The organism is Microvirga calopogonii, assembly GCF_003347665.1.
GTDB classification, from domain to species: Bacteria; Pseudomonadota; Alphaproteobacteria; order Rhizobiales; family Beijerinckiaceae; genus Microvirga; species Microvirga calopogonii.
Map to the genome: position 1 here is coordinate 23962 of NZ_QDGA01000034.1, position 16148 is coordinate 40109.

17 protein-coding genes are annotated in these 16148 nt (G+C 60.8%); 11 read left to right on the plus strand and 6 right to left on the minus strand.

Features of this window, described 5'->3' with window-relative positions; translation table 11 throughout:
* Positions 1-64: 64 nt before the first annotated feature.
* Positions 65-1588: a D-alanyl-D-alanine carboxypeptidase gene (locus DDF70_RS21170; protein ID WP_114946810.1), complete on the minus strand. Its 1524-nt coding sequence runs from the start codon at positions 1586-1588 to the stop codon at positions 65-67.
* 253 nt (positions 1589-1841) lie between these two features.
* On the opposite strand from DDF70_RS21170, the gene DDF70_RS21175 reads away from it, so the two are divergent.
* The 4 genes from DDF70_RS21175 (at position 1842) to DDF70_RS21190 (ending at position 5594) form a co-directional block, all read left to right on the plus strand.
* Positions 1842-2183 (plus strand): phasin family protein, encoded by a 342-nt coding sequence (locus tag DDF70_RS21175; RefSeq protein ID WP_114946811.1) that lies wholly within the window; start codon positions 1842-1844, stop codon positions 2181-2183.
* A gap of 277 nt (positions 2184-2460) precedes the next feature.
* The gene (clpS, locus tag DDF70_RS21180; RefSeq protein ID WP_170316102.1) at positions 2461-2853 is read left to right on the plus strand and encodes an ATP-dependent Clp protease adapter ClpS; all 393 of its coding nucleotides are present in this window, start codon (positions 2461-2463) and stop codon (positions 2851-2853) included.
* Positions 2854-2883: 30 nt separating this feature from the next.
* Positions 2884-5346, plus strand: a complete 2463-nt coding sequence (clpA, locus tag DDF70_RS21185; protein WP_114946812.1) for an ATP-dependent Clp protease ATP-binding subunit ClpA — start codon at positions 2884-2886, stop codon at positions 5344-5346.
* On the plus strand, positions 5343-5594 hold the full coding sequence (locus DDF70_RS21190; RefSeq protein WP_114946813.1) for a hypothetical protein: 252 nt from the start codon (positions 5343-5345) through the stop codon (positions 5592-5594). The genes clpA and DDF70_RS21190 overlap by 4 nt, the downstream gene beginning before the upstream one ends.
* 72 nt (positions 5595-5666) lie before the next feature.
* On the opposite strand, the gene DDF70_RS21195 is transcribed toward DDF70_RS21190, so the two are convergent.
* Positions 5667-5942, minus strand: a complete 276-nt coding sequence (locus DDF70_RS21195) for a hypothetical protein (protein WP_114946814.1) — start codon at positions 5940-5942, stop codon at positions 5667-5669.
* 172 nt (positions 5943-6114) lie between these two features.
* Complete coding sequence (locus tag DDF70_RS21200) at positions 6115-6519, minus strand: BA14K family protein (protein ID WP_114946815.1); 405 nt, start codon at positions 6517-6519, stop codon at positions 6115-6117.
* Positions 6520-6933: 414 nt separating this feature from the next.
* Between DDF70_RS21200 and DDF70_RS21205 the strand changes: the two genes are divergently transcribed.
* The 5 genes from DDF70_RS21205 to DDF70_RS21225 all read left to right on the plus strand — a co-directional run bounded on the left by DDF70_RS21205 (position 6934) and on the right by DDF70_RS21225 (position 11489).
* On the plus strand, positions 6934-7446 hold the full coding sequence (locus DDF70_RS21205) for a putative pterin-binding protein (RefSeq protein ID WP_114946816.1): 513 nt from the start codon (positions 6934-6936) through the stop codon (positions 7444-7446).
* A complete protein-coding gene (locus tag DDF70_RS21210; RefSeq protein ID WP_114946817.1) occupies positions 7443-9587 on the plus strand; it encodes a sensor histidine kinase in 2145 nt (714 codons plus the stop codon). Before DDF70_RS21205 ends, DDF70_RS21210 begins: the two co-directional genes overlap by 4 nt.
* A gap of 13 nt (positions 9588-9600) precedes the next feature.
* On the plus strand, positions 9601-10644 hold the full coding sequence (locus tag DDF70_RS21215) for a response regulator (protein WP_114946818.1): 1044 nt from the start codon (positions 9601-9603) through the stop codon (positions 10642-10644).
* A gap of 185 nt (positions 10645-10829) precedes the next feature.
* Positions 10830-11192: a hypothetical protein gene (locus DDF70_RS21220; protein ID WP_162820555.1), complete on the plus strand. Its 363-nt coding sequence runs from the start codon at positions 10830-10832 to the stop codon at positions 11190-11192.
* A 102-nt stretch (positions 11193-11294) separates the two neighbouring features.
* Positions 11295-11489 (plus strand): hypothetical protein, encoded by a 195-nt coding sequence (locus DDF70_RS21225; protein ID WP_114946836.1) that lies wholly within the window; start codon positions 11295-11297, stop codon positions 11487-11489.
* Here the strand turns inward: DDF70_RS21225 and DDF70_RS21230 are convergent.
* Entirely contained in the window at positions 11486-11695 is a 210-nt protein-coding gene (locus DDF70_RS21230) for a DUF2842 domain-containing protein (RefSeq protein WP_114946820.1), read from the minus strand. The genes DDF70_RS21225 and DDF70_RS21230 overlap by 4 nt on opposite strands.
* A 131-nt stretch (positions 11696-11826) precedes the next feature.
* On the opposite strand from DDF70_RS21230, the gene DDF70_RS21235 reads away from it, so the two are divergent.
* Complete coding sequence (locus DDF70_RS21235) at positions 11827-12897, plus strand: COX15/CtaA family protein (protein WP_114946821.1); 1071 nt, start codon at positions 11827-11829, stop codon at positions 12895-12897.
* 54 nt (positions 12898-12951) lie between these two features.
* Here DDF70_RS21235 and DDF70_RS21240 read toward each other — a convergent pair whose 3' ends face one another.
* Positions 12952-13362 carry a DUF1236 domain-containing protein gene (locus DDF70_RS21240; protein ID WP_114946822.1) on the minus strand — a complete coding sequence of 137 codons (411 nt, stop codon included), beginning with the start codon at positions 13360-13362 and terminating at the stop codon, positions 12952-12954.
* A 409-nt stretch (positions 13363-13771) separates the two neighbouring features.
* On the opposite strand from DDF70_RS21240, the gene DDF70_RS21245 reads away from it, so the two are divergent.
* On the plus strand, positions 13772-14446 hold the full coding sequence (locus DDF70_RS21245) for a ParA family protein (protein ID WP_114946823.1): 675 nt from the start codon (positions 13772-13774) through the stop codon (positions 14444-14446).
* 200 nt (positions 14447-14646) lie between these two features.
* On the opposite strand, the gene DDF70_RS21250 is transcribed toward DDF70_RS21245, so the two are convergent.
* Complete coding sequence (locus tag DDF70_RS21250; RefSeq protein WP_114946824.1) at positions 14647-15930, minus strand: O-acetylhomoserine aminocarboxypropyltransferase; 1284 nt, start codon at positions 15928-15930, stop codon at positions 14647-14649.
* Positions 15931-16148 lie beyond the last annotated feature (218 nt).

Below are 16148 nucleotides of genomic sequence, written 5' to 3' on the forward strand. Positions count from 1 at the left end.
ATCCGGTTTGCTTCGAGCCGTGACGGCACAGACACACGTGCCGTCACGACAATCTCTCATCAGGTCAGCTGCGTGCGGCGAAGCAGTTCATGCCGCTCTTCTTGAGCTGCTTGCAGGCATTCGCTGCATCATCGGATTCGGCGAACCCGGAGAAACGGGCCCGATAGAGGGTGGAGCCGTCAACCGTCACCTTCTCGGTGAAAGGGGAAGCCTTGCCCAGGACCTTGCCGAACCGGCCACGGGCGGTGTCGAGCATGGCTTTCGCCTTGGCCTCGTCGTCCGTGGCACCGAGCTGGATCACCCAGCCGGTTACGGCCTTCTTCGGCTCAGCCGCTTCAGCTTTGGGCGCTTCGACCTTCGCCTCGACCTTGGCCTGCAGGGCGGCTTTCTGGGAGGCGGGCATCGGTGCCGGAGCGGGCAATGCGGCGTAGGCTTGCGCGTTCAGCGGCAGCGGCTCCGGACCCTTCTGCCACTTCACCGAAGAGGGAGTCGTGGTCGAGCTGGCGCCGGTGGCCGACGCGACAACGGGCCGCAAAGTGTTCAGATCGAGCGGCTTGCGCTCAGGAGCCGTCGGCGGCGTCGAGGCCTGGGCGACAGGAGCCTGCGGGGTGGCGGAGGCCACTCTCACGGGTGCGGCCACCGGAGCAAGCTCGACCGGACGCGGAGCTGGGGCCTCGGCCACCATTGCAGGCTGGTTCTCGACAACGGCAGGGGTCGTGCGGGCACCCGCATAGGCGCGGGGCAGATGGCTCTGGATGAGGCTGGCCATCTTCTGGTCGCGGGAAGCGCCCGAGCGGCCGCCGAGCACCACGGCGACGAGGCTGCGGTTGTCCGTGTTGACCGAGGTCAGCAGGTTGAAGCCGGACAAACGGGTATAGCCGGTCTTGATGCCATCCACGCCTTCGACCTTGCCGAGCAACCGGTTATGGCCCCGAATGGTGCGGCTGCCGTACTGGAAAGACTGGGTCTGGAAATAGGCGAAGTACTTGGGAAAGCGATCCTGGATCGCGCGGCCGAGGATGGACAGGTCGCGGGCCGTGGTGGTGTTCGGCGGCTCGTGCGGCAGGCCGTGCGGGTTATAGAATGCCGTCGAGCTCATGCCGAGCTCCTTCGCCTTGCGGGTCATCATCCGGGCGAAAGCGTCCTCGGACCCGGCGATGTTCTCAGCGACGACGACGGAGACGTCATTGGCCGACAGGGTCACCATCGCCTTGATCGCGTCGTCGACTTCGATGGTCGACCCGGGGCGGAGGCCGAGCTTGGTCGGCGGCTGGCTTGCCGCATAGGCCGAGACGCTAAGAGGCGTGTCCCCGCGCATGCGGCCGCGCTCGAGCTGCTCGAAAAGAAGATAAAGGCTCATCACCTTCGTGAGCGAGGCCGGGATGCGTGGCTCGTCGACATTCTCGCCCTGAAGGACCTTGCCGGTCTTGGCGTCGACCACGATGGAAGCGGAGAGGGGGCTGTATCCGCCTCCGGAAGGCTTGGCCCTACGTGCCGCCTCGGCCGGGGATGCGACAGCCACGGCAACCGACGCTACAATGCCAATGAGAGCCCATGTCTTTCGGTGTCCCATCCAAACCGAATTCATGCTGCAAAAATCCCTGTTTCGCTTCGTTCTAGGCCCCTGCGCCCGGTTCTCTTGAGGGAACCGTTGCCGGCACAACACATCCTCTGACGGTAAGAGGTTGCGGTTACGGGGCGGTTAACGGGGGAAATTCAATCGACGAATTTATTGTGCAATGCACAATAGAACTTGACAAAATTTGTGCACTGCACATAATGACATCGTCAGCTATCCAGCGGGCTCACCGTCATTTAACGCCTTATTGCCGAGGTTCACAATGCTTCAGCCGTTTAACCAGATCCAGAAGTTCGGCCAGGACAACCTGGATGCCACCATGAAGGCGCTCGGCGCATTCTCGAGCAACAGCCAGGTCATCGCATCCGAGACGGCGGATTTCGCCCGCAAGTCCTTCGAACAGACCTCGTCGACGCTTGAGAAGCTTCTCGGCGTCCAGACCTTCGACAAGGCCGTCGAGATCCAGACCGCCTACGTGAAGGGCGCTTACGACAACCTCGTCAGCCAGGCGACCAAGATGGGCGCGCTGTACTCCAATCTCGCCACCGAGACGATGAAGCCCTACGAAGGGCTCCTCTCCAAGGCGACGGCTGCGCGAGCCTGAGGCGCGCCAGCACCTCTCGCATGAAACGCCCGGGCCCGTCCCGGGCGTTTTGCGTTGGGGCTGTCATGCATCCAGGGCCGGGCGGGCGCGCCTGCTGGGCACGCCTGTCCGGCTCGCGCAGGAGTGACCAAGATGTCGCTCTTTTCATCAGGACTGCGACCACCCATCTGGTTGATCTGGCAAACCGAATGGAGCGACTATACATTTGGCTTGATGCTGAAGGTGCGACTGAGCTCGGGCCGGAGGCCAGAATAGAAGAAGGGGCGGTCGTCCGATTATGCTGCGGGTAGCTCAAGGTACTTTGACCCTGTCGGAGCCACGTCCGATTTCCGCTGCCGGCGGGTCACAGCCTCCTGGAGGCGACGATGGCGGTCGCTCGAATACGGCCATCATCACGAAAACTAAGCCGCGCACGAAACGGCCGAACCTTTACCGCGTTCTTCTCTTGAACGATGATTACACCCCGATGGAGTTCGTGGTGCACGTGCTGGAGCGGTTCTTCAACAAGAACCGCGAGGATGCGACCCGGATCATGTTGCATGTCCACCAGAACGGCGTTGGGGAATGTGGAGTTTTTACGTACGAAATTGCCGAGACGAAGGTGACCCAGGTGATGGATTTCGCCAGGAAACATCAGCATCCTCTGCAATGTGTCATGGAAAAGAATTAGCCGAGCCCCGTCTCATAAAAGGACAAGCCGTTGCCGAGCTTTTCTCGCAGTCTTGAACAAGCCCTACACCGAGCTCTCGCTCTTGCAGGCGAGCGCCGCCATGAATACGCAACCCTCGAACATCTTCTCCTGGCCCTGATCGACGACCAGGATGCGGCCGCCGTCATGCGCGCCTGCAATGTCGATCTCGAAATTCTCCGCCGCAACTTGGTCGATTATGTCGACAGCGAGCTTGCCAATCTCGTGGCCGACGGACGACAGGATTCCAAGCCTACGGCCGGTTTCCAGCGCGTCATTCAGCGTGCGGTGATTCATGTCCAGTCTTCCGGTCGCGACGAGGTGACCGGGGCGAACGTGCTCGTGGCGATCTTCGCCGAGCGCGAGAGCCATGCCGCCTATTTCCTGCAGGAGCAGGACATGACCCGTTACGACGCGGTCAACTACATCAGTCATGGCATTGCCAAGCGCCCCGGCCTCACCGAGAGCCGGTCTCCGCGGGGTTCCGAGGAGGAGTCCTCGGGCGAGCGTCCGACTCAGGAGGAGGGCGATGCGCGCCAGAAGAAAAAGGGCGATGCCCTCGAAGCTTACTGCGTCAACCTCAACAAGAAGGCGAAGGAAGGTCGGATCGATCCGCTGATCGGTCGCGAGTCCGAAGTCCAGCGCACTATCCAGGTCCTGTGCCGTCGTCAGAAGAACAACCCTCTTCTCGTAGGCGAACCCGGCGTCGGCAAGACTGCCATCGCGGAAGGTCTGGCCCGCAAAATCGTTCAGGGCGAGGTGCCGGAGGTCCTGAAGGGGGCCACCGTGTTCTCCCTGGACATGGGCACGCTCCTGGCCGGCACCCGCTATCGCGGCGACTTCGAAGAGCGCCTGAAGCAGGTCATGAAGGAGATCGAGGCGCATCCGAACGCCATCATGTTCATCGATGAGATTCATACGGTGATCGGCGCCGGCGCCACCTCCGGCGGCGCAATGGATGCTTCGAATCTCCTGAAGCCGGCCTTGGCTCAGGGCAGCCTGCGCTGCATCGGCTCGACCACCTACAAGGAATACCGCCAATATTTCGAGAAGGACCGGGCCCTTGTCCGGCGCTTCCAGAAGATCGACGTCAACGAGCCGTCGGTGCCGGATGCCATCGAAATCGTGAAGGGCCTGAAGCCTTATTTCGAGGACTTCCATAAGCTGAAATATACCAACGACGCCGTGAAGGCGGCGGTGGAGCTGTCCGCCCGCTACATCAACGACCGCAAGCTGCCGGACAAGGCGATCGACGTGATCGACGAGACCGGCGCGTCGCAGATGCTCCTTCCCGAAGGTCGTCGCAAGAAGACCATCGGCATCAAGGAGATCGAGGCGACCATCGCCACGATGGCCCGAATCCCGCCCAAAACCGTGTCCAAGGACGACGCGGAGGTGCTGGCGCATCTGCAGGATACCCTGAAGCGAGTGGTCTATGGCCAGGACAAGGCCATCGAGGCGCTGTCCTCGGCCATCAAGCTGGCCCGCGCCGGCCTGCGCGATGCGGAGAAGCCTATCGGCTCCTACCTGTTCGCCGGCCCGACGGGCGTCGGCAAGACTGAGGTGGCCAAGCAGCTTGCCGCGTCGCTGGGCGTCGAGCTCCTGCGTTTCGACATGTCGGAATACATGGAGCGGCACACGGTCAGCCGCCTGATCGGCGCGCCTCCCGGCTATGTGGGCTTCGACCAGGGCGGTCTCCTGACCGATGGCGTCGACCAGCACCCGCACTGCGTGCTCCTCCTCGACGAGATCGAGAAGGCCCATCCGGATCTGTTCAACATCCTGCTCCAGGTCATGGACCACGGGAAGCTGACGGATCACAACGGCAAGCAGGTCGATTTCCGAAACGTGATCATCATCATGACCACGAATGCTGGTGCCGCCGACATGGCCCGGCCGGCCTACGGCTTCACCCGCACTAAACGCGAGGGTGATGATACGGAAGCGATCAACAAGCTGTTCACGCCCGAGTTCCGCAACCGTCTGGACGCCGTGATCTCCTTCGCCCATCTGCCGAAGGAAGTGGTCCAGAAGGTCGTGGAAAAGTTCGTCATGCAGCTCGACGCGCAGCTTGCCGACCGCAATGTCTCGATCGAGCTCACCGACGAGGCGCGCGATTGGCTTGTCGAGCATGGCTATGACGAAGCCATGGGCGCCCGCCCCATGGGCCGACTGATCCAGTCGACCATCAAGACTCCGCTGGCGGACGAAGTCCTCTTCGGGCGTCTGAAGAATGGCGGAGCGGTCAAGGTCGTGGTCAAAACGGATGAGATCGGCCTGGAAAGCCTTGGCTTCGAATATGTCGAAGGACCGGTGAAGCCCAAGCCTGAGAAGGACGTGGCGAACGCCAAGAAGAAGCGCAAAACCAAGGCTTCTTCGTCGAAGGCGAAAAAGTCGGTGAAACCGAAGGGATCCGATGGTAATGGGGGCGGCGGTGTCCGCACCGTTCCAAAAGTTCCATTGGTTAGAGCATGACGAGTGAGATACACGAGGGACCCCTAGAGGCGTCCCGGACCCTGGAAGCCCCGGCGAAACTGTCGTGGCGCGAGAAGCGCTACCTCCGTCGTCGCCGGCGCGTGTGGTTCGAGGAAATCCTCGGGTGGATCCTCGTGCCGGTCATCGTCGTCGGCTGCTATTGGCTGCTGACCATCCTCCTGAACGCGGTCGGCACGTCGCCGGCCGCGATCATGGAAGGAATAGACGCGATCATCTCCAGCCTTTGAGGCTCGAGAGTGCCGCGTGATCGTTCGTCCGGTATTTCCCTTGCGGCTTTCGTGGACGTCAGCCCAGGTGGCTCAGTCGTCGTTGGCGGAATTCAGCTGATCGGGTTTCAGGCCCTCATCCACCTCGGTGTCGTGGGCTCTGACGAGCCATTCCAGTTGCTCCTGAACGAAATTGGGATCGCTGTGAAAGCGCATGGCGCAAGCTACCAGGAAGATTGCAATTTCAGGCAGATCTTCGTCGCCCAGGTCCGGAAGGATCAGCTCCAGCTCCGTCATGTTGCCGGAGGTGAGGATGGCTGCTTCGGTGGACGGAATGACGGTACCGTTGCTGTCAGAATCTTGAGCCATTGAGCTGATCGAAGCCTTTCGGGAGGAGCGTTAGAAGGAATTGGCCTCCTCAGTTCTAAGGCGTCGTCCGACGAGGTAAAGCCTCGATCCGTTCCAGAGCGGTAGGCTAAAGCAAAAGCCCTGCCGCAGCGTCTGAGGCAGGGCCGAACGAAGTGATACGCGAGGGCCGCACTTACGGATAGGTGCAGACGTACCGCATGCCGTTCGTGGCCAGGAAAGTTCCCGTCGCCGGATCGTAGGAGCGGTACTTGCGTGCGCAGTATGCCGCCATCTGAGGATCGACGGTGCCGGGAGGCGGGGGAACGGCCGGCTGTGCCTGGGCCTGGTTGGCGATTGCGCCAGCGATCAGAGCGCCCGCTGCGAGGCCAGCAACCCCGGCTGCAACGGCGGCGCCATTGCCGCCGCGGCGGTAGTAATAGCCGTCACGGTAATAGGGACGATAGTATTGGGCGTAGCTCTCGTTCGGGTATGCTTGGTCGATCCGGGGCAGGGGGCGGGCCTGCATGGGGCTGGCACTGGCGGGCAGTGCCGACACGAGCACGGCGGCGCCGACCAGGGCCGTTACGAATTTACGCATATCAAACTCCTCATTTGCGAAAGCTTCGGCAGAGGGCCTGCTGATTGTCGGTGCGGAATATAGCCTCAGCGGCCAAGCTCGCACAATCCCGATCTTCGTTGCGGTCGCGGTGCTTACCATTCCGTGGGTATTCGTAGATGCTATTCAGGTATGATCTGAAAGCAACCAGTTGAATACCATGGGTTATGCTTCCTTAGTGTTTCGAATGCCTGGATCATATAGTTCAGGTGGAAGGTTGCTCTAATCTGTCAGTCAACAAAGTGCTGGGGAATATTGATTTGGGTTTGTGGATTTCTTTCCGGGTGTGCCTCAAGGGGAGAGGGCTCTTCTTTCTCAAGGGTGGCACTGGATTTTTTGCAACAAATCGCCAATGATGTATCTGTTCTATTATAATCTCTCCCGGGTTGGGGACTTATGCTCCGTCTCACGTTCCTCGCGTTTTTGGTTGTCTTTCTCGGCGGCTTGACGTCGTCCCATGCGCTCGAACCGTTGCCGTCGGCCAAAGGTGAGATCCTGCTCACCGTTGTTGGAGAGATTGACGTTACGAATGCTCCGGGGCGGGCGGAATTCGACCGGGCTATGCTGGAGGCATTGGGACGGAAGAGCCTTGCCGCCACTTTCGTCATAAGCGGCAAGAAGCATCGTTTCGAAGGAGTCCCCCTGCGTGCCGTCCTTGATCGCGTGGGCGGCAGGGGAGGTACAATTCGAGCTTCGGCCTGGAACGATTATGAGGTCGATATCCCCTGGGATGATCTCAAATACGACCCTCTGCTGGCCATGTCGGCGGATGGCGAAGTGTTGTCGCTGCGTGACAAGGGGCCTTTGTGGATCGTCTATCCTCGGGACGATTACAGCGCATTGCGCGACGACATCCACGATTCCCGTTGGGTCTGGCAACTCAATCGGCTGCGGGTCCTACGACCATGAGGCTCAACCTTAACAACTATAAGGCTGCCCTGGTTACCCTCGCTGCGATCGCGGTGCTGGCACTTTCGCTCACGTTCACGGTCTGGCGCCTGCTCAATGTCGAGGAGGATCTTCGGACCGAAGAAACTCACGCCAATCTTTGGCAGATTTCCCAAACGCAGTTCGAAGCATCGATCCTGGCCGAAAGTCTAGCCCGCTCAGCCACGGGAGAGACCTTTTCCGATCGGGAACAAGCTCCCGAGTTCCGGTTGGCTATCCTGATCAGCCGAATGGCCGTTCTGTTGGAGGGAATGCAGGGCCAAGTCATCGAGCGGGTCGGAGCGCTTGGGGGGCTGAAGGAGGCCTACCTGCAATTGACCTATGCGGAGCCGATGCTCAAAGGTCATGTCGATCCGCAGGCAGCGCTGTTGTTGAGGGTGCAGGTTCGCGATCTCGCCTACCAGCTGCGAGACATCGCCAATAAGGTCATGCTGCTGAACCGCAGCGAGATGTCGAAAAAGCGCTCGATGTATCTGCGCTACGTCTTCGAGAGCTTCGCCTTCATTGCCGGCATCGCCATGAGTGCGGCGTTTCTTCTCCTCCGTCTATTCAGAGGCATGCAGGAAGCCAGCCAGGCCCGCCAGCTTCTCAGACAGGAGCAGGAGCTTTCCGATCTGGTCATCAACAACATCAGCAATCAAGGCATCGTGATGTTCGATGCCGAGCTGCGGTGCCTGCTCTGGAACCCGGGCATGGAGGACCTGCTGAACATCAAGCCCGAGCAGGCGGTGGGGCAGCACATGTCGGATATTGATCCGATTTTCGCCCGGGAGAATGTGATCGGCTCCCTCGTCCGCGCAACGGAGGGAATGAGTTCGATCTTCGAGAACGAGACATCCTCGTCCGACGGGCAGGAACAATGCCTGGAAATCAACTGCCTTCCCGTCTCCATGGCCGAACGGAAGCTCGGCATCGCCTTCATGCGCGACGTGACCGAGCAGTGGCTGGCCCGCAAGCAGGCGGAGCGCCAGAACTTCGATCTCGAAATCAAAGTGCTTCAGCGGACGGCCGCTCTGCGTCAGGCAGAACGCCGCCTGATCGCAGCGATCAAATCCGCATCGGAAGGGTTTGCTGCCTTCGACTGGACCGGAAAGCTCCTCTTCGCCAATGAGCAGATCTGGGCCGCCGCGCCCGTATCCTTGTGGTGCAACGATGAGATGAGTCTCACCAGCTTCCTGGGGTGTTTTGCCATGTGCGAAGGCGCCGACATGCGTCTCGTGAACGCACAGCCTCCGTTCGAGGAGATCGAGCTGGATCTCATGCTCAAAAAGGATACCTGGGCTCGTCTTTCCCTTACAAAGGCCGATGGCGCGACGATCTTCGTGCGCCTGACCGACATTTCCGGCTACAAGCAGGTTGCACGGGCTCTTGAATCGGCCCTTGATCGCGAGCGCGAGACCACCAATGCCTATCGCAACTTCGTGTCCATGGTGTCTCATCAGTTCAGGACGCCGCTCGCAATTCTGGATTCCAGTGCCCAACGTATTTTGCGGCGTGGAGCTGAACTAACGCAGGACGAGCTGGTCGCGCGCGTCCAGAAAATACGGAATGCCGGCACTCGATTGACCCGTCTCGTGGACAGCGTGCTGAACGCAGCCAAACTCGACGCCGGCACGATCGAAGTGAACCCGGATTCTTACAACCTAGTGGATCTCGTCGTGGACATCTGCGAGCGGCAGCGCGAGGTCAGTACACAGGCCGATATCCGCTTCGATGTCCCCGATGTTCCTGTTACGGTCTATTGCGACGGTATGCTCATCGAGCAGGTTGTCGTCAATCTGCTGTCAAACGCCATCAAGTATTCAGGGGATACGCCGGTCGTCGAGGTCAAGATCTGGATGGAGGGGGCCCGTGCCTTCTGCTCGGTCCGTGACTGGGGAATCGGAATTCCTGCGGATGAATTGCCGAAGATCTTCGATCGTTTCTATCGTGCCCGGACGGCATCGGGTATTGCCGGAACGGGAATTGGATTGAATTTCGCCCAAAGGATCATGCACTTGCATGGGGGAGAAATTCACGTTGAAAGCTATGAGGCGGCCGGATCGTTGTTTACCTTTGATCTGCCCATAGCCAATGCCGAACAAGCGCAACAGGCTGCATGAGTGACCGACTCCGATGAATGCTCAAAAAACAATTCTTTGTGTCGAAGACGAAGACGACCTGAGGGGTGACATCGCCGAGGAACTGGAGGCCGCCCATTACCGCGTTCTCCAGGCCGCCAACGGCAGCGAAGCGCTTATCCTTCTAGAGAAGCACCGGCCAGACCTCGTCCTCTGCGACATCACCATGCCCGGACTCGGCGGCTATGACGTGCTCAAGGCTCTACGCGAGCAAGGCACGATGTCCGATGTTCCGTTCATCTTCCTGACGGCACTCGCCGAGCGGAACGACGTCCTCACAGGCAAACAGGCGGGGGCGGACGATTACCTTGTGAAGCCGATCGATTACGAGATTCTCCTGGCGACCATTGCCGCCCGCCTCGATCAAGTCACTCGTGTTCAGACGAGTGCGGTCCATCGGGCCGAAGCATCCTGGCAGGAGATCCTGAAATCCTCCAAGGGGCGTACGGTCGACGCCCTGTACAAGGCGACCTTCGCGTTCGACCGCTTTCTCGTCGGAGTGGTGATCGTCGACGAGAACGGCGCCATTCGTGTGATGAACAAGGAGGCGCAGCGCATTCTGGCCGAGGACGACGGTTTGGTTGTCGCCCAGGGAATCCTGAAGGGGTCCGCGGCCAAACAGAACAGCAAGCTCTATTCGGCGATCGGGAAAGCTTTCGAGGAAGAATCTCTGGACGAGATCGTCTCTTTCCCGCGCGTTTCGGGCGGGCGGCCTTATCTCGTTCTGATCCAGGGACAGCGCTTCTCCGCCGAGGAGCGGCCCGAAGCCGTCGTGCTGCTCGTCATCGACACGGAGCAACGGGCCAAGGTCTCAGGCGATACGCTTGTGCGGCTCTACGGCCTGACGCCCTCGGAAACACGCGTCGCCCTGATGCTGATCGATGGCAAGCGTCTCGACCAGATCGCGGAGGAGCTCGAAGTCGCCCAGACCACGGTTGTCTTCCATCTGAAGAACCTTTTCCGGAAAACCGATACCAACCGTCAGGCAGACCTCGTTCGCGTGCTGCTTTCGGTACCGCTGCGCAGCGCCGGTGCCTGACTGAACCTGAAGAAAAGCGTTGAAGGACGGGCGCAGGTATTAAGTAATTGCTCACCATTTCGGACGAAATGACCAGAGCCCAAGCTTCGCCACAATCTGTTCAGCTTTCAGAGAGGATTGGGACAGTATATCTCACGACATGAAGAGGAGGGCACGTAGCCTTTCTTCCGTCGTAGGTGATGATCATGAAGATCTTCCGACTTGTTTCCGGTACCGCTGCGGCCCTGGCGCTGGTCACCGGCCTTGCTGCCGCTCAACCGGCTGCAGCGCGTGATCGCCTGTCTCCCGGCGCCGCCGTGGCTCTGGGAGCCCTGGGAGGTCTTGCCGTGGGCGCCGTCGTTGGTTCGGCTGTCGCCCAGCCTCAGCCTCCGGTTGTCTATCGTGCTCCGCCTCCGCTCCCGCCGCCGGTTTATGTTGAGGAAGCGGCGCCGGTCTATTACGAGCGCCCGGTGCGTGAGGTCTATGTGGAGCGCTGCACGACCGAGCGGTACCGCGAGTGGGTTCCCGGCTGGGGCTGGGAGCACCGGACCCGTCAGGTCTGCAACTGAGTTTCTGAAAAGGCCCGTCTCCGGCGGGCCTTTTCTCTGTCCGTCAGGCAACCGTGATTCCGCCTCAGCGTTGATCGCATGAAGACTTATGCGAGCTCAGCCATGGCAAACACACCGAAAGATCAGTCCCCATCCGACCACACGAACCTCAATCCCGGTGATCAGGCCGAGCCTGGAACTCCTGGAGCGGGTGAGAATATCTGTCCAGAATGCAAGGGCAGCGGCCGCATCGGCGTCACGCCTTGCCCGATCTGCGGCGGCACCGGGACGATCATTGAGGGAATCGGTGGCGCTTAGGACTTGTCCGGCTTAGCCATCCAGCGGACCAAAGGCATGAGCGGGATGATCCAGATCAGGCCGAGCACGATATAGGCCACGGTCTGGAGGAGCTTGGGCGCCTGCGTGATCCGCCCCTCCGCGACGGCCATCGCGAAGAGCGCATAGAAAATGATGAAGGCCAGCATCACCACTGTGCCGATCAGCTTGCGCAGGCGAATGCCCATGGCTGAAATCCTCAAATCATCGACGTCGCGTCGTAACGGTGCGTCACCGGCATGAATTGCCTCTCGAAGGCATAGCCTCTATGTGACGTCCGTACCCTGGGTTCAAGTCCTAATCGACAATGAGAGTGAGCATGGCTGTCGCAGCCTCCACCGAGGGCGTGCCGCTGGCGCGCGTGCCTCAAAGCCGGTCCTTGTCCGCCGTTCGCATCTGGATATATTGCCTCGCCGCGCTGGTCGTCCTGATGGTCGCGGTGGGCGGAGCCACGCGCCTGACCGGTTCTGGCCTTTCCATTACCGAATGGAAGCCCGTCACGGGTGCCATTCCGCCGCTGACCGAGCAGGCTTGGCTGGCTGAGTTCGAGAAATACCGGCAGATTTCCCAATATGAACTCGTCAACAAGGGTATGACTCTGTCGGAGTTCAAGTTCATCTATGCCTGGGAGTGGGGGCATCGACAGCTGGGCCGCCTGATCGGCTTGGTGTTCTTTCTGCCACTCGTCTGGTTCTGGGCGAGGGGAACGATCAAGGGCCGGTTGGCCCTGACTCTTCTCGGCATCGGAGCTCTGGGTGGGCTTCAAGGGGCCATCGGGTGGATCATGGTGGCCTCCGGCCTCGAGCCGGGTATGACCGCCGTCGCGCCGATCAAGCTCGCCCTTCATCTGACGGTTGCCAGCATCATCCTGGCGTGCCTCGTCTGGGTGGCGTCGGGGCTGAAGGATCGTTCCGGCTCCGTCGGGCAGGAAGCGCGGATGGGCTATGCCCCCCGCATCCTCGTCGGGCTGATCCTGTTCCAGATCGCGCTCGGCGGCCTCGTGGCCGGATCGAAGGCCGGGCTGACCTACAACACTTGGCCCTTGATGGATGGGGCCCTGATCCCGCCGGCTTCCGCCCTGTTCCTGGTGAAGCCCTGGATCGAGAATTTCGTCGATAACGTGCTGCTCGTCCAGTTCAACCACCGCCTCGTGGCCTATGCCATCGTGGCCTTCGCCGTGTGGCATGCCTGGACGATCCGCCGTCATGCTCCCGCTTCGAAAACCGCCGGTCGTGCGATGGGGATGGCCTTCCTGGTGCTGGCGCAGATGGTTCTCGGGATCGTGACGCTGTTGCTGGCAGTGCCGCTCTGGGCCGGCTTGGCGCATCAGATCTTTGCCATGGCCGTTCTTGCAATGGCCGTCGTCCATGCCCGCGTGAGCAAGTCCTGACATAAGAAAGGGCGGCCCGAACAGGCCGCCCCTAACCTCGAATGCCGCCGAGATTTAGCGGACGATCTGGACGATGCGGCGGGTGCCGGGCTCGACCAGAACCGGCGTATCGTTCACGACGGTGTAGCGATAGTTCGTGACGCCATACTCGGCCGGAACCTCATAGTACTGCACGCCGGAGGCCGGGAGAGTCGCTCCGACACGAACCTCTTCCTGGTAGCGGTAGGACGGAACGCCCTGGGTCACGACGTACTGACGGAACTGCGGCTGCTGCTGCTCGGCCAGGCCACCGACGATTGCGCCCGTCACGCCGCCGATGGCTGCGCCAACCGGGCCACCGACGATGGCACCGCCCACGGCGCCCGTGGTTGCACCTGCAGCAACGCCGCCGCCGGACTGGGCGAAAGCGCCAACCGGGGCAAGGGCCACGAGCACAGCGCCTGCAAACAAGATCTTCTTAGACATTTGTCAGCTCCTAGACTGGTGAAGTCTGGAGCTTAACGGCGAAGCGAGAGTGTGGTTCCGGCCCCGAAAAACAGTTTCAAGCGAGCAATGAGATGTGAAATCGGACAACCCGAAGGCGGATCGTCTATCTCGGCCCGTTCTTTTCACATGCACCCTGGATCAGTTTTCTGAACGAACACTTTTAGTTCCATCTGAACTTCAGAAAGTTATCTCCGATGCCCGTCGAGGCGGAATCCGTTTCAGGGCAACGGCCCGTAGTCGATCAGTCGATCCGATCGCCAGGAAAAAATCGCCGTGGGAATACGTCGCGAATTAGGAAATCAGTACTTGCTCTGACATAGGTGAACAATATTAAGATAGGTTAACCCCTAGTGCAGGGCTGTAGGAACAGGCTTATGAGGAGTCAGGCATGAATGTGCTGGTCTTTGCTTCGCGGAAAGGCGGCTCGGGTAAGAGCACGCTTGCTGCTCACCTCGCGAGTTATATCGCCAACCCTTCCCGTCCCACATTGCTGATCGACAACGATCCGCAGGGCTCCCTGTCCCTCTGGCACAAGATCCGCAACCAGGAGTTCCTGGGCCTGAAACACAATGTGCGCAACATTGAGGAGGCCATCAGGCAGGCCAAGCGTGAAGGCTACGAGTGGGTTCTCGTCGATACGCCGCCGAATAAGTCTTCCATCGTGGCCGAAGCGATCAAGCAGGCCACGCTCGTGATCGTCCCCACCCGTGCGAGCCTGTTCGACATCGCCGCCCTGCAGGATACGGTCGCCATCGCCCGCGAGCACCGCAAGCCCTATGCCGCCGTCATCAATGCCGCGCCGGCCAAGCATGGCGATACCGAGGCCCATGTGGTGGCGGACGCCCGGGGCGCCCTGAATGCTCTCCAGGTTCCGGTCTGGGCCGGCCAGATCACCCATCGTCCCGAGCTGACTCTCTCCCTCTCAACCGGCGAGGGCGCGCGGGAATACGATGCGGGTTCGCAAGGTGCCGAGGAAATCGGCCGCCTCTGGACGGCGCTGGAGCGTTCGCTCAATGCCATCCACAATACCTACAAGAAGGCCGGCTCGTCTCGCGCCGCTTAAGCATTGGCTTTCATTTCAGTAAAAAGGGCGGCACCTGAGCCGCCCTTTTTGTTCGTCGATCATTGTCTCACGATAGCTCTTTCCGTCATCACCGGCCTTGTGCCGGTGATCCCGATGGAAGAAGCGCGGCGCTTTTCAGCATCGGGATGGCCGGGACAAGCCCGGCCATGACGTGGAGAGCCGTTAAAGGAAGATCCATCTTACGCCGCGTCGAGAGCCTGATTGAGGTCGTCGATCAGGTCCTGCGTGTCTTCGAGGCCGATGGAGAGGCGCACCACCTCCGGTCCTGCTCCGGCCTGGGTCTTCTGCTCGTCGGTGAGCTGGCGATGGGTGGTCGACGCCGGGTGGATCACCAGGGAGCGGGTGTCGCCGATATTCGCCAGGTGCGAGAACAGTTTCAGGTTCGAGACGAGCTTCACGCCCGCTTCGTAGCCGCCCTTGAGGCCGAAGGTGAACACCGCGCCGGCGCCCTTGGGGCAGTACTGCTTGGCGAGGTTGTGGTAGCGGTCCGAGCGCAGGCCCGGATAGCTGACCCAGGATACCTTGCCATGGCCTTGCAGATGCTCGGCGACGGCCAGGGCATTGTCCGAGTGGCGCTGCATGCGCAGCGGCAGGGTCTCGATGCCGTTGAGGATCAGGAAGGCATTGAAGGGCGAGAGGGCAGGGCCGAGGTCGCGCAGGCCGAGCACGCGGCATGCGATGGCGAAGCCGAAATTGCCGAAGGTCTCACCCAGCACCATGCCGCCATATTCCGGTCGCGGCTTGGAGAGCATGGGATAGCGGTCGTCGCCCGCGAAGTTGAACGAGCCGCCGTCAACGATCACGCCGCCGACCGAGTTGCCGTGGCCGCCGAGGAACTTGGTGGCCGAGTGGACGATGATGTCCGCACCGTGCTCGAAGGGGCGGATCAGGTAGGGCGACGCCATCGTGTTGTCGACGATGAACGGAATGCGGTGCTTTTTGGCGATGGCCGCAATGGCCTGAAGGTCGACGATCACACCGCCCGGGTTGGCGATGGATTCGACGAAGATGGCCTTGGTCTTGGGAGTGATCGCCGCCTCGAAGGAGGACGGATCGTCCGAATCGGCCCAGACCACGTTCCAGCCGAAGTTCTTGTAGGCGTGGTTGAACTGGTTGATGGAGCCGCCGTAGAGCTTCTTGGCTGCAATGAACTCGTCGCCCGGCTGGAGCAGGGTGTGGAAGGTCAGGAACTCCGCCGCGTGGCCGGAAGCCACCGCGAGAGCCGCCGTGCCGCCTTCGAGTGCCGCGACGCGCTCTTCCAGTACCGAGCAGGTTGGGTTGCCGATGCGGGAATAGATGTTTCCGAAAGCCTGAAGGCCGAAGAGCGATGCGGCGTGGTCCACGTCGTCGAAGACGAAGGACGTGGTCTGATAGATCGGCGTCGCGCGGGCACCGGTCGCAGCATCGGGAGCCGCCCCGGCGTGGATGGCGAGCGTGTTGAAGCCTGGCAGACGGTCGGTCATGATTGGGACGTTCCTCTAGGAAATGAATTCGTTCTATTTAAAGAACGTATCGTTCTTCCGTCAAGGAGAGTTCTTGGGTAGCCATATCGTTTCGGCCTCTCCCGAAGAACAGCAGTAAGCCGGCGTTTCAGGAGGTTCAGGGCCCCGGAAAGCTCCTCGGCCACGCCCTTTGAAGCCGCCGCTCTGCTCCAGGGTATCATCCTGGGTGACGCAGACGA

Bases quoted from the DNA above. Each gene is read 5' to 3' on its own strand.
- DDF70_RS21215 (WP_114946818.1), top strand. From the start codon at position 9,601: ATGAATGCTCAAAAAACAATTCTTTGTGTCGAAGACGAAGACGACCTG.
- DDF70_RS21205 (WP_114946816.1), top strand. From the start codon at position 6,934: ATGCTCCGTCTCACGTTCCTCGCGTTTTTGGTTGTCTTTCTCGGCGGC.
- DDF70_RS21235 (WP_114946821.1), top strand. From the start codon at position 11,827: ATGGCTGTCGCAGCCTCCACCGAGGGCGTGCCGCTGGCGCGCGTGCCT.
- DDF70_RS21175 (WP_114946811.1), top strand. From the start codon at position 1,842: ATGCTTCAGCCGTTTAACCAGATCCAGAAGTTCGGCCAGGACAACCTG.
- DDF70_RS21210 (WP_114946817.1), top strand. From the start codon at position 7,443: ATGAGGCTCAACCTTAACAACTATAAGGCTGCCCTGGTTACCCTCGCT.
- DDF70_RS21190 (WP_114946813.1), top strand. From the start codon at position 5,343: ATGACGAGTGAGATACACGAGGGACCCCTAGAGGCGTCCCGGACCCTG.
- DDF70_RS21195 (WP_114946814.1), bottom strand. From the start codon at position 5,942: ATGGCTCAAGATTCTGACAGCAACGGTACCGTCATTCCGTCCACCGAA.
- DDF70_RS21250 (WP_114946824.1), bottom strand. From the start codon at position 15,930: ATGACCGACCGTCTGCCAGGCTTCAACACGCTCGCCATCCACGCCGGG.
- clpS (WP_170316102.1), top strand. From the start codon at position 2,461: ATGCTGCGGGTAGCTCAAGGTACTTTGACCCTGTCGGAGCCACGTCCG.
- DDF70_RS21245 (WP_114946823.1), top strand. From the start codon at position 13,772: ATGAATGTGCTGGTCTTTGCTTCGCGGAAAGGCGGCTCGGGTAAGAGC.
- DDF70_RS21170 (WP_114946810.1), bottom strand. From the start codon at position 1,588: ATGAATTCGGTTTGGATGGGACACCGAAAGACATGGGCTCTCATTGGC.
- DDF70_RS21230 (WP_114946820.1), bottom strand. From the start codon at position 11,695: ATGGGCATTCGCCTGCGCAAGCTGATCGGCACAGTGGTGATGCTGGCC.
- DDF70_RS21225 (WP_114946836.1), top strand. From the start codon at position 11,295: ATGGCAAACACACCGAAAGATCAGTCCCCATCCGACCACACGAACCTC.
- DDF70_RS21240 (WP_114946822.1), bottom strand. From the start codon at position 13,362: ATGTCTAAGAAGATCTTGTTTGCAGGCGCTGTGCTCGTGGCCCTTGCC.
- DDF70_RS21220 (WP_162820555.1), top strand. From the start codon at position 10,830: ATGAAGATCTTCCGACTTGTTTCCGGTACCGCTGCGGCCCTGGCGCTG.
- DDF70_RS21200 (WP_114946815.1), bottom strand. From the start codon at position 6,519: ATGCGTAAATTCGTAACGGCCCTGGTCGGCGCCGCCGTGCTCGTGTCG.